The sequence below is a fragment of the Micromonospora sp. NPDC048063 genome, assembly GCF_043202855.1.
Classification (GTDB): Bacteria; Actinomycetota; Actinomycetes; order Mycobacteriales; family Micromonosporaceae; genus Micromonospora.
The window spans coordinates 44,081-56,395 of sequence record NZ_JBIDBG010000026.1; the positions used below are offsets into that span (position 1 = coordinate 44,081).

At 73.5% G+C, this 12,315-nt stretch carries 9 protein-coding genes; 4 read left to right on the top strand and 5 right to left on the bottom strand.

Annotated features, from left to right (window positions below; translation table 11 throughout):
* Positions 1-163: 163 nt before the first annotated feature.
* Positions 164-484: a MazG-like family protein gene (locus ACGFZ2_RS32590; RefSeq protein WP_393460467.1), complete on the bottom strand. Its 321-nt coding sequence runs from the start codon at positions 482-484 to the stop codon at positions 164-166.
* Positions 485-599: 115 nt separating this feature from the next.
* Here ACGFZ2_RS32590 and gdhA point away from each other — a divergent pair, with 115 nt between their 5' ends.
* A complete protein-coding gene (gene gdhA, locus ACGFZ2_RS32595; RefSeq protein WP_393460470.1) occupies positions 600-1,937 on the top strand; it encodes an NADP-specific glutamate dehydrogenase in 1,338 nt (445 codons plus the stop codon).
* Positions 1,938-2,015: 78 nt separating this feature from the next.
* Here the strand turns inward: gdhA and ACGFZ2_RS32600 are convergent, their stop codons facing one another.
* From ACGFZ2_RS32600 to ACGFZ2_RS32610, 3 genes are read right to left on the bottom strand one after another with little or no spacing between them, the layout of a single operon-like run.
* Positions 2,016-2,495: a roadblock/LC7 domain-containing protein gene (locus ACGFZ2_RS32600; protein WP_393267987.1), complete on the bottom strand. Its 480-nt coding sequence runs from the start codon at positions 2,493-2,495 to the stop codon at positions 2,016-2,018.
* Complete coding sequence (locus tag ACGFZ2_RS32605; protein ID WP_393460473.1) at positions 2,492-5,086, bottom strand: LuxR C-terminal-related transcriptional regulator; 2,595 nt, start codon at positions 5,084-5,086, stop codon at positions 2,492-2,494. The genes ACGFZ2_RS32600 and ACGFZ2_RS32605 overlap by 4 nt, the downstream gene beginning before the upstream one ends.
* A gap of 5 nt (positions 5,087-5,091) precedes the next feature.
* A complete protein-coding gene (locus ACGFZ2_RS32610) occupies positions 5,092-6,366 on the bottom strand; it encodes an Hsp70 family protein (RefSeq protein WP_393460476.1) in 1,275 nt (424 codons plus the stop codon).
* 295 nt (positions 6,367-6,661) lie between these two features.
* Here ACGFZ2_RS32610 and ACGFZ2_RS32615 point away from each other — a divergent pair, with 295 nt between their 5' ends.
* The 3 genes from ACGFZ2_RS32615 to ACGFZ2_RS32625 all read left to right on the top strand — a co-directional run bounded on the left by ACGFZ2_RS32615 (position 6,662) and on the right by ACGFZ2_RS32625 (position 10,957).
* On the top strand, positions 6,662-7,546 hold the full coding sequence (locus ACGFZ2_RS32615; protein ID WP_393460479.1) for an IniB N-terminal domain-containing protein: 885 nt from the start codon (positions 6,662-6,664) through the stop codon (positions 7,544-7,546).
* Between the two features lie 103 nt (positions 7,547-7,649).
* Entirely contained in the window at positions 7,650-9,491 is a 1,842-nt protein-coding gene (locus tag ACGFZ2_RS32620) for a dynamin family protein (RefSeq protein ID WP_393460482.1), read from the top strand.
* Positions 9,488-10,957, top strand: coding sequence for a dynamin family protein (locus tag ACGFZ2_RS32625; RefSeq protein ID WP_393460485.1), 1,470 nt, complete (start codon positions 9,488-9,490; stop codon positions 10,955-10,957). The genes ACGFZ2_RS32620 and ACGFZ2_RS32625 overlap by 4 nt, the downstream gene beginning before the upstream one ends.
* Before the next feature lie 73 nt (positions 10,958-11,030).
* Here ACGFZ2_RS32625 and ACGFZ2_RS32630 read toward each other — a convergent pair whose 3' ends face one another.
* Positions 11,031-11,618 carry a hypothetical protein gene (locus tag ACGFZ2_RS32630; RefSeq protein WP_393460488.1) on the bottom strand — a complete coding sequence of 196 codons (588 nt, stop codon included), beginning with the start codon at positions 11,616-11,618 and terminating at the stop codon, positions 11,031-11,033.
* Positions 11,619-12,315 lie beyond the last annotated feature (697 nt).

Genomic DNA, 12,315 nt, shown 5'->3' on the forward strand with positions numbered 1-12,315 from the left:
CCGGCCGGGCCGCGGGCGCCCCCCCCGCGGGGGGGGGCCCCCCGGGCCGCGGCCCCGGCCCCCCCCCCCCCCCCCCGGCGCGGGCCCGGGCGGGCCACACCCCCACCACGACGCAGAGCGACGCACGGCAAGCACACGCACAGAAGAGGCCAGGACCCGAACCTCAACCAGGAGGAGGCTCGACCCGATCCCGAACCTTGGCCGCACACGAGCCGAGCACCGTTGCCGCGTCCAGTCCGAGGCTCTCGATGGCGACCAGCGCGGTGAACGCCACGTCCGCCAGTTCCGCCGCCACGTCGTCCCGCGTGTGGGTGACACCCTTGCGCGGATTCTGGCCGAGCAGACCGATCCAGGCACCCGCCGCCTCCCCCGCCTCCTCGGTGAGCTTGAGGATCCGGCAGGTCATTTCGGCCTGTCCCGTGCCGTTTGCGGCGTCCAGCCAGCCGCGCGAGGCCCGGACCGCGGCCCAGATCGAGTCGTCCACGGCGAATAGTGAACCGGACGAAGGTCACGGTCCGTATCCCGGGACGGTTGGCGGGTACGCGGACGCCGGATGGTAGCAACGTGGCTACCAGCAAGTAGTGAAGGGACGTGTCGGTATGCCAGAGTCCGTGGAGACGGTGTTCGCCAGTGTGGTCGCCCGCAATCCGGGAGAGCCGGAGTTCCACCAGGCGGTGCGCGAGGTGCTGGAGAGCATCGGTCCGGCCCTGGCCCGGCACCCCGAGTACACCGAGGCGAGGATCATCGAGCGGATCTGCGAGCCGGAGCGGCAGGTCATCTTCCGGGTGCCGTGGGAGGACGACCACGGCCGGGTCCGGGTGAACCGGGGATTCCGGGTGGAGTTCAACAGCGCGCTCGGCCCGTTCAAGGGCGGGCTGCGTTTCCACCCGTCGGTGTACCTCGGGATCGTGAAGTTCCTCGGCTTCGAGCAGATCTTCAAGAACGCGCTGACCGGGCTGCCGATCGGCGGCGGCAAGGGCGGCGCGGACTTCGACCCGAAGGGGCGCTCGGACCGCGAGGTGATGCGGTTCTGCCAGAGTTTCATGACCGAGCTGTACCGGCACATCGGCGCGGAGACCGACGTGCCGGCCGGGGACATCGGCGTGGGCGGCCGGGAGATCGGTTACCTGTTCGGCCAGTACAAGCGGATCACCAACCGGTACGAGTCGGGCGTGCTCACCGGCAAGGGCCTGGCGTACGGGGGCGCGCAGGTGCGCCGGGAGGCGACCGGCTACGGGGCGGTGTTCTTCGCCGAGGAAATGCTGCGGCAGGCCGGGGACGGTCTGGAGGGCAAGCGGGTGGTGGTGTCCGGCTCCGGCAACGTGGCGATCTACGCGATCGAGAAGGTGCACCAGCTCGGCGGGAAGGTCGTCGCCTGCTCGGACTCGTCCGGCTATGTGCTCGACGAGAAGGGCATCGACCTGGAACTGCTGCGGGAGTTGAAGGAACAGCGCCGGGCCCGGCTGGACGACTACGCGCGGCACGTGCCGCACGCGGTGGCGGTCTCCGGTCGTACCGTCTGGGAGGTGCCCTGCCAGTTGGCGCTGCCGTGCGCGACGCAGAACGAGATCGGCGGCGCGGAGGCCGCGGCGCTCGTGGCCGGCGGCTGCGTCGCGGTGGTGGAAGGCGCGAACATGCCCACCACGCCGGAGGCGGTGCGGATCCTGGGCCGGGCCGGGGTGCGGTTCGCGCCGGGCAAGGCGGCCAACGCCGGCGGGGTGGCGGTCAGCGCGCTGGAGATGCAGCAGAACGCCAGCCGGGACTCGTGGACCTTCGCGGAGTCGGAGCATCGGCTACGGGGGATCATGCGGGACATCCACGACCGCTGCTGGGCCACCGCCGACGAGTACGGCCTGCCCGGCGACTACGTGGCCGGGGCGAACATCGACGGGTTCCGCCGGGTGGCGGAGGCGATGCTGGCGCACGGCCTGATCTGACTTCTGAGGCTGGCCTGGTCCGGCGTCAGCGGGCTCGACGCCGGCTGGTCCCGCTGGTCGATCTGCTCGTGCGGGCGGTCAGCGGTGGGCCACCGACGGACCCGGCCAGGTGGAAGCCGGGCCGGAGTCCGCGCCGGTGCCCCCGCCCCGCACCGTCGAGGCCGCTTCGAGGTGCACCGGCAGGTGCCGTTCGGCCTGCTCGACGAAGAGCGCCACCTCGTACGCCATGTCGCCGACCTCCGCGTCACCGCCGATCAGGACGGTGAGGATCGCCCCGTTCCGGGTGGTGGCGGTGAACAGGAACGCCCGGGACATCTGCACGACGACCTGACGCAGCGCCCCACCGACGCACACCCGGGCCGCGGCCAGGCCGAAGGCCTCCAGTCCCCCGACCACACTGGACAGTCGCCCGGCGAGCTCGTCGTCGACTCCGCGGGAGACGCCGAGCGGCAGCCCGTCCGGGGACAGCACCACCGCGAAATCGGCCCCCGGCACCCGGTCGACCAGGTCGTTCAGCGCGCCACTCAGGCTGCCGACGCTGACCACGGAAGGCGTCATCTGTCGTCTCCTTGCTCTCGTGACCGGGACCTCGACGGCGTCCGTTCCGGCCAGGGCTGCCGAGCCGCGCCGTCCGACCGGTCGGCGAGGATCGTCCGCAGCAGGGACAGCAGCTCGGCCCGGTTGGCGCAGTTGAGCCGGGACCGCATCCGCGCCACGTGGTGCTCCACGGTCTTCGCGGAGATGAACAGCCGGTCACCGATCTCGCGGTAGGTCGATCCGGCGAGCACCAGCTCGGCCACCTCCCACTCCCGGTCGCTGAGACGGTGCCGTGCGGGACTCGCGGCGGCGTCGGCTAGACCGCCCGGAGGGCGCTGCCCGCCCTTGGCCCCGGCCGGGCGTCCCTGCAGCATCCGGGCGCAGTCCAGCAGGGTGGTCATCGCCCGTCGGTCCGAGGTGCGGATGGCGGCCTGGCCGGCGAGCCGAGCGCCGTCCCAGCACAGCCCGGCGTCGTGCAGCCCCCGGGCGGCGGCCTCCACCCGGACCGGGTCGACCGTCCCGCGCAACACCTCCACCCAGCAGGCAGCGGCTGCGGCGACCACCGTGGCGTACCGGTTGTGGTCCGCCGCGCCGAGCAGGGCGGCCACGTGGTCGTCGGCCGTCGTCGGGCGCTCGGCGAGGATCGCCGCGTGCAGGCCACTCCAGTGCAGGGGCACGGTCCACAGCGGCGGGTCGCCGAGCCGGGCCAGCAACTGCCGCGCCTGGCGCAGGTACGGCTCCAGCCGGCTCAGGTGGCCCAGGCGGGCCCCGGCGATGGCCAACTCGCCGAGCGGCAGCAGCGTGAACAGGTCGACCGGGTGGCGGACCAGCGCCTCCAGGGCGGCATCCCAGCCACGCTGGAGCGCGCCGAGGTCACTGTTGCGCCGGGCGATCCCCATCTCCATCGCCCTGGCGAGGAGCAGGTCGCGCGATTCCAGCGGCCGGCCGCCGGCGGTCACCGTGGCGAGGTGGTCGGCCGCGAGGCCGGTCCGTCCTCGGACCATCGCGATCCAGGCCTGCAGCAACCGGTGCCGCCGGGCCAACAGCGGACCGCCGATGCCGCTGGTCACTGCCCGGTCGAGCACGCCCTCGGCGATGTCCAGTTCGCCGCAGTGCATCGCCGTCAACGCCGCGAGCGCGGCCGGGCTGTCCGGCAGGAGCACCGCCCGGCCTGCCGGCTCCAGCAGCGCCGCTGCCTGCACGAGGGTGGACAGCGCGGTGGTGGGTGGTCCGGCGACGCTGTCCCGAATTCCGTCGGCCATCAGCCGGGCGGCACTGTGGTGCAGGGTGGGCGGTCCACCGGCACGGTCGTCCGCCGGCGGATCCGCTCCGTCGACCTGTTGGCCGACGGCGAGTGCGCCGAGGGCGGCGAACGCCTCCGCGGTGGCGCCGCCCGCCCAGCGGTACAGTTCCACGCTGCGAGCGCCCTGGCCACGGTGTGCGAGCGCGGTCGCGGCGACCACCGCCGCCTCCACCTGCTCGGCTGCGGGGGCCGCGGCGAGCAGCCGGTCCGCCAGCCGCAGGGCGAGGTCGAGGTCACCGGCGAGCGCCGCGGCGACCGCCTGCCGGACGGCGGCGGGCCGCCCGGCGGCCGTGGCCGCGGCGAAGAGTTCCGCCGCGACCGCGGGCTCGCCGGCCAGTGCCTCCTCGGCGGCGGCCTCGAGCGTCGGTGCCGGGCACTCGCCGGCCACTCCGGCGGCGAGCAGCGAGCGGACCAGCGGGAGCACCGGCCCGCCCCGGGTCAGCTGCAGTTGGGTGAGCCGGAGCCAGACCGCGGTGCGCTCGGTGACCGGGCTCAGCGCGGTCACCGCCCGCCGCACGATCGGCGCGAGCCGGCCGTCCGCGCCGAGCAGCCCGGCCGCCCGGGTCGCGCCGATCAGCTCGTCCACCTCGACCGGCTCCCGGTCGAGCAGCGCGCCGAGCAGGTCCACCGGCAGCGGTACGCCGGCCGCGACGGCGAGCAGCAGCCGCCGGACGTCGGGAGCCAGGTCCTCCAGATCCGGCCCGAACTCGAGGATGACCTGTCGGGACGGCTCCGCGGGAACGCCCGGTGGCCCCTCCTGACCGCGCAGCCCGCGGACCAGCCGCTCGACGTAGCGGGGCACACCGCCGGTCTGCCCGTGCACGAAGTCGACCAGGTCGGGCTGTCGGCCGAGCTCCGGCGCGCAGGCGAGGTAGGCGGCGGTCTGCTCTCTGGTGAACGGGGTGAGCAGGACCAGGTGCCCGTCCCGTCGCAGCGCGGCGGCCAGCTCGACCAGCGCCGCCGGCCGGGGCCACGGTCGGTAGCCGACGACCAGGCGGTGCCGGCGGGCGGTCACCAGGTGGCGCAGCGTCCGAAGCCGGGCGTCGTCCAGCAGTTGCGCGTCGTCGACCAGGAGCACCGTGTCCGGGTCGACCGTGTCGGTCTGGTCGGGCGCGCTCTCCAGCACGGTGCACCCGGCCCGCCGGTAGACCGCGGCCAGTTCCTGGAGGTAGGCGCTGCGGCCGTGGCCGCCGGGGCCCGTCACGCCGAGCACCAGCGGCGACGCCGGAGCGGCCGCCACCGAGTCGAGCAGGCCCTGCGGCCGTGGGTCCAGCACCAGCCGGTGCCCGGCGACGCCGCTCATGGTCATGCTGGTCATCCTCTGCCGCCCCGCCTGCGGGCCAACGCCAGGCGGGACGCCTTCGGCAGTTCCAGCGGGGCGAACCGGACCGGTGGGCGCGGTGGTGGTTCGCTCCCGACCCCATTGCGATGATCGGGTCGGTGCCGCGGCGCGCCGGCCGGCGCGCCGACGCGGCCGGCGGTGCCGACCGGGGCCGGTCGGTCGTCCCGCCCCTCGCGCCGGGGGCGCGGCGACACCATCTGGCAGGCGGCGAGGGCCGCGCCCGTCGCGGCGGTCAGCTGCGGATCGGGCTCCATCTCGACCGGTATCGGAAGGGCCGCGGCGAGCAGCTCGGCGACCAGCGGGATCCGGGTGGACCCGCCGGCGAGCAGGACGCCGTCGAGCTGCGCCGGTGCCAGCCCACCGGAGTGTACGGTCCGCAGCAGCAGGTCGATCGTCGCCTGCACCGCCGGGCGGATCATGTCTTCGAACTGCACCCGGCTCACCGGCACGCGGGCCGGCCCGCTCGGCAGTGTCAGGAGCACGTCGGTCTGCGTGCCGACGGTCAGCTCACGCTTGGCCCGCTCGCACCCGGGCAGCAGCCCGCGCAGCGTGTCGTGCGCCTGCCGGGGTGCGGTGCCGCCGAGGTCACCGGTGAGTGCGGTCCGCACGTGCTCGGCGAGCGCCTCGTCGAAGTCGGCACCGCCGATCCACTCGAGCCCCTGCGGGAAGCCGAAGGTCTCGTACGTGCCGCGTGGGGTGCGGCGGACGAGGGCCGCCTCGAAGGTGTTGCCGCCCAGGGCGTAGACGACGGCGGCACTGCCCGGGAAGCCCCGTGCCGCGTGGCTCTCGGCCACCGTGACAGTACGCGGAAGCAGCGTCACGTGGCCCAGGCCGAACTCCCGCAGGGCGGCGTGCAACAGCTCGCGCCGATGCCGGCCCCAGCCCGCCGGGTGGCTGAGCACGACGGCCTGGGCGGGCTCACCCTCGCGGTCGCGCACGCGTTCGACAACCCACGACGTCAGCACCGCGGTCAGCGTCTGCGGTGGGCACGCCTCGCCGGCGAGCATCAGGGGCACGTCGTCGCCGACCCGCCGCACGAAGCCCCGGGCCGTCCGGGCCCCGTCGTCGATGCCGGGCTCGCCGACCGTGAGGCTGCCGTCCCGGGCGAGGTGCAGCACCGACGGCACGATCACCGACCCCGCGTCCAGCGGGACCCCCTCGGGGCGGTTCCAGGTCGCGCCCTGTCGCCGGGCAACGGTGGCTGCGGTGTTGGTGCTTCCGATGTCTATTCCCAGGACGTACGGCATGCGCTTTCTTCCCTCACCGCGAGTCGGCCGGTCGGGGCGACGGCGTCCACACCGCGCGGCGACCACCCCCGGCAAACCCCGCGGGCTCCTACGTTCGTACCAGAGATCACTCCGGCATCAGGACCCTAAATCAGGCCGGGTCGGGACCCCCATTCCCCCTAACGTACGAGGGTGCGCGTGCCCTAATCCGGCGGGGCGGGTCGGGGGCTCGTCCCCGATGACGGCGCCGGTCACCGGCAATAGCGTCACTGTCGACGATCAACGGTCGCCGACGCACATCGAGGAGATCCCGCACATGACCCTGCACGACTTCGTGCTCAATCTGCTCACCGACGCCGACGCCAAGGCGGCGTTCGACCTCGACCCGGAGGGCGCGCTGCAGGCCGCGGGCCTCACCGACATCACCCCCGCCGACGTGCAGGACGTCGTCCCGCTGGTGGTCGACTACGCCCCGACCCAGGGGCTCGCCCCGGTGGCTCCGGTGACCGGTCAGCTCGGAGCCGACCCGCTCGTGGCAGACGTCACCGGCGCCGTCAGTCAGCTGCAGACGGCGACGCCGGAGCTCAGCATCGGCGGCCACAGCGGCCTGGACGTCAAGGCCGGTGTGCTCGGCGCCATCACCGTCGACCCGGCGGCCGTCGGCGTCACGGCCACCGTGCTGCCCGGGATCGGCCTGGGTGTCGGGCACAGCGGTCTCGACACCAACCTCGTCGGGGTGCACGACCTGGCGCACACCCTCGACGCCGACGTGGTCGGCGCGGTGGACACCACGGCCGACCCGGTGGTCGGGGATCTGGCCGGCACGGTCGGCAACCCGGGCAGCGTGCTCGACGCCACCGACCACGGCCTGCTCGGCACCCCGGACGGCCTGCTCGGGGGCGCGCTGTCCGGCACCGAGGGCCACGTCGGCGGGATCGTCGGCTCGCTGGGTGGCGACGACGCGCTGGGCGGGCTCGGTCTGGGCGACGGCGGCACCGGCCTGGTCCCGCCGGTCGACGTGCCGTCGACTGTGGGCGGCGTGACGGGCCAGGTGGACGGCGCCCTCGGCGGCGTCACCGGCGCGGTCGGCGGCGTGACCGGTGACGTCACCGGCGGTGTGAGCGGCAAGGCCGAGGTCCACGGCGAGGTCTCCGCCTCCTCCGGCGGCGGGCTGCTGGGTCTCGGCGACGGTCTGCTCTGACCGTTCCGGACGACGGCGAGAAAAGCCGGATCGCGGACGGCGATCCGGCTTTCTCCGCATCCCTCTTGATATTTGAGCCGAAATCCGCACACTTGGTGCGGTGATGGCGGGGATCTGGTTGGACGTGCTCGACGGGATCGCCCGCACGTGCCGCGAACACGGACGGGGCGACCTGCTCCAAGCCGTCCGCGACAAGCGCGTCCAACTGCTCGACCCGACCCTGCGCGTCCTGGTCGTCGGTGAGCCGAACCAGGGCAAGAGCCAGTTGGTCAACGCGATCGTCAACGCTCCGGTCTGCCCGGTCGGGGACGGTCCCACCACTGTGCTGCCGACGGTCGTGCGCCACGGCGAGGTCGCCTCGGCGGCGGTGGTCCACACGCCGCCCGCGGCGGGCCCGGTCGATGCCGCCACCGTCGAGCGAACCGCGGTACCGGTGGACCGGATCGCGCCCGCGGTGGCCGGCACGCTCGGGCGCCGGCCCGGCGGCGGCCCCGCGCACGTCGAGATCGGACTGCCCCGCGCGCTGCTCGGCGCCGGACTGGTGCTGGTGGACACCGCCGGCAGCGACGAGGCGACCGCGATCGGTGGCGGCGCCCCGATCGCCGCCGTGAGTCGTGCGGACGCGGTGCTGCTGGTCTCCGATTCGACCCGGGAACTCTCCGTCGCCGAGATCAACATGCTGCTGCACATCACCCGGTCGCACCCGAACGTAGTGGTGGTGCAGACCAAGACCGACCTGGTGACGGATTGGCGTGCCGTCGCCGAGCGCAACCGGCGACACCTCGCCGAGGCAGGCGTACCGGCGGCGCTGATCCCGGTCTCGTCGGCGTTACGCCTGCGGGCGGCCGTCACCGACGACCGCGAGCTCAACGCCGAGTCGGGCTTCCCGGTGCTGATCGCCCGGCTCCAGCGGGACCTGGCCGGCAAGGCCGATCCACTGGCGCGCGCCTCGGTGGCGCTGACCGCTCGAACGGTGGTCGAACAGCTCGCCGCGCCGCTCCGCGCCGAGCTGGAGAGCCAGGAGGCGCAGCGGCAGTCCGGCCCGATCTCCCAGCTGCACGCGGCCCAGCGGGAGGTCGACGAGTTGCGCCGCTGCTCCACGCGCTGGCAGAACACCCTCAATGACGAGATGGGCGACCTGCTCTCCGACATCGAGTACGACCTGCGCGACCGGACCCGCCAGATCCTGCGAATGGTCGACGAGGCGTTCGACACGGCGGACCCACTCGTCGCCTGGGACACCTTCCAGGACTGGCTCGAACGCAGCCTGACCGAGGCGGCGAAGGCGAACCACGAGTGGCTGGTCCAGCGCTGCGACTGGGCCGCGCGCCGGGTGGCGGCCAACTTCGCCCGGTACGGCTACGACGTGCTGCCACCCTGGTCGGTGACCGTGCCGGAGGACATCGGCGACCGGCTGCCGGAGATGGAACGGCCGCACATCGACCGGTTCACCGCGAGCCAGAAGGTGATCACCGGCATGAAGGGCTCGTACGGGGGCCTGCTGATGTTCGGCCTTGCGCTCACGCTGGCCGGCATGCCGATGATCAACCCTGTCTCGATCGGCGCCGGCGCGCTGTTCGGCGGCAAGAGCATCCACGACGAGAGCAGACAGCTGCTCCGCCGCCGCCAGTCGACGGTCAAGACGGCGATCCAGCGCCACGTCGACGACTACTTCGTCCGCATGAACAAGGACTGCCGGGACACCGTCCGGCAGGTGCAGCGGATGCTCCGAGACCACTTCACCGCGCTGACCGAGGAGTTGCAGGAGGCCATCATCCAGTCGTTCCGCACCGCCAAGCAGGCTGCCGACACCGACCTGGCCGTCCGCGAGCAGCGCCAGCGCGAGATCCGACTGAAGATGACCCGGCTGGCCGCGCTCTACGACCAGGCCCAACAGTTGACCGGGGCGCGGACCGCCCCGGCGGGGCTGGGGTCCCCCGCATGACCGTCGGCCTGCGGCTCGACGAGGCGGTGTGGGGGCTACTGCAGCGCGCCCTGCAGCTCTACCGGGACAACCCCCGGGCCACCGCTGGTCTCCGCCACCAACTGGCGCGGTTGGAGCAGCCGCTGCGCATCGCGGTCGCCGGCCCCTGGCGTTCCGGGAAGTCCACCGTGCTGAACGCCATCATGGGCGAGGAGGTCGCGCCCGTCGGCGACGCGGACGGCACCGACGTCTTCACCTGGTACGAGGACGCGCCGCAACCACGCGCCCTCGCCTACTCGACCAGGCACCCGCCGCAGGAGCTGGCGATGGTCAAGTCGGCGACGGGGATGCGGGTGGACCTCGTCGGCTGGCGAGCCGGCGAGCTGCGCGACATCGTGGTGCGGTGGCCCACCCGGGCCCTGCGGCAGGTGACCCTCATCGACACGCCCGCGATCACCGGCGTGGACGAGCACGGCCGGGCGCCGGTGATGGACCGGGTGCTGCGCGACGCCGACGCGGTGTTGTACCTGACCCGGGACGGTCGCGGCACCGACCTGAGGGTCCTGGAGACCAGCCGGGAGAGCACCGTCGGCCAGGCGGCCCCGGTGAACGTCGTCCTGGTGCTGTCCCGGGCCGACGAGACCGGCGGCGGACGAATCGACGCCCTGATCACCGCCCGCCGACTCGCCCGCCGGCAGCACCGCGACCCCCGCGTGAACGCGCTCTGCGTGGACACGGTGGCGTGCAGCGGGCTGATCGGCCTGGCCGGCCGGGTGCTCAGCGAGTCGGACTTCGCGGTGCTCGCGCAGTTGGCCCGCGTGCCCCGCGAGGCCCTGGAGCCCCACCTGCTCTCGGCCGACCGCTTCGCCGGCGGCAAGCTACCCGTACCGCTGGACGCCGAGGTACGCGCCGCGCTGCTCGACCGGCTCGGCCTCTTCGGGGTCCGGCTCGCGACCACCCTGGTCCGTACCGGCTGCGACAACCGGGCCAAGCTGTCCGCCGAGCTCATCCGCCGCAGCGGCCTGACCGACCTGCGCGAGTCGGTGAACCGCCTCCTCATCGACCGGCGGGACGCGCTCAAGGCGCGCTCGGCGATGGTCGCCGTGGAGGCGCTGCTGCGAGCCGAACCCGAACCGGGCACCGATGAGCTGCTCACCATGCTGGAGCAGATCCTCGCCGGCGCGCACGAGTTCCAGGAGCTGCGACTGCTCGCGGCGTTGCGGAACACCCGGCTCGGATTCGACACCGGGTTGGCCGAGGAGGCACGGCGGCTGGTCGGCGGGGACGGCATCGGCCTGGCCGCCCGACTCGGCGTCGAACACGACGCGACCACGCAGCAGCTCTGGGATGTCGCCGCCGACGCGCAGTGGAGCTGGCGGAACCGGGCGGAGGACAGCTCGCTCCGGCTGACCCAGCGGCGGGGCGCACAGGTCGTCGTCCGCAGCTGCGAGGGGATCCTCGCCGAACTGGCCGAGGGCAGCCGCTGACGGTCGGATGCGAGGACGCCGCTGGCCGGTACCCCGCACAGGGGTACCGGCCAGCGGCGTCATGCACCTGTCGTCAGCTGTTCCAGTGTTCGGCGACGAGGTCGGCGGCCTGCTGCTCCCACTGGGCGTAGTGGTCCGGGTACGCCGACACCTGCACGGTCTGCGCGGCCTCGGTCAGGGGCATGTCCTGCCACCCGTCGACCTGCTTCAGGCCCTTCAGGAACGCCGTGGTCGAGTACTCGGGGTCGGTGATCTGCTCCACCGTGCCCCAACCGCTCGACGGGCGCTGCTGGAACAGGCCCTGCGAGTCGTGGTCGTTGCGGTCACCCAGATGACCCAGGTTCTCCAGCTTCGACTCCTGCAACGCCGTCGCGATCGACACCACCGCGGCCCGCTCGTCCATCCCGGCCTTCTTCGTCGCCGCGACGATCGCCTTGGCGTTGGCCACCTGCTCATCCGACAGGTCGATCCGCGACTGGGCGCCCTGCACACCATGCGGGATCAGCTTCGCCCTGTCCACACCCGGCTTGTCAGCCTGCACCGCGACCGGCGCCGCCTCGACCGGGGTGGTGTCGGCGTGGTGCAGCGGACCGGCGGCCAGACCACCGGCAACAGCCAGACCAGCAATACCCAGCACGCTCTTACGCATGATCGTGTTCATCAGATGCTCCATTCGGGGGTTGGCACCACAACCGCTGAGGGGGGCAGCGGGGGCGCAAGCACCGTCCGGCGCTCAAAGAACTCAAGGGGATCCGGCGTCACGCGCCGGAAGGAATCAGACCGGCCATGAAGGCCGGGAGTAGCCCGCGTCGCGGGGGCGAGGGGGTCGCCCTCCACCGGCCGGGACCATGTGTAACGACCGGCGGCCCACCAACATTCCGGGGGCCCGGAGCCTGCACGCCAGCCCGCCCGGGGCGGGGGTGGCCTTGCTCGGCCGTACGCAGGGTGTAACGACCCCGGCCCGGCCACGATTCCGCCCCGGCGATGCCCCCGGTCACACCCCGAACCGGACCCACGGGACGCTGCCACCTCAGCCCTGTCGAGCTGCCCTCACAGATGGGGCACACGTGCCGCCGCAGACGACCGAGCCTGATGTGACGGGTGGTTCCCACAGACGGGGCAGCTCGACAGCGCCACAGCACCCGACCCACCCGGACCTGCCGACTGCGAGTCGACGGGTCGGGTCGCCGCCCTCGCAGCCCACACCACGCCGACGCCTCACCAACGCCTCGCCGACGCCTCGCGACAGCCGTACCGGACAACCGGACATCCAGGCACGGACGGCGCGCGACCACCGACGGGGTGTGGCCCGCCGTGCCCGGCGCAGGGATCAAGCCTGACCGCCCGGAGCCGGGCAC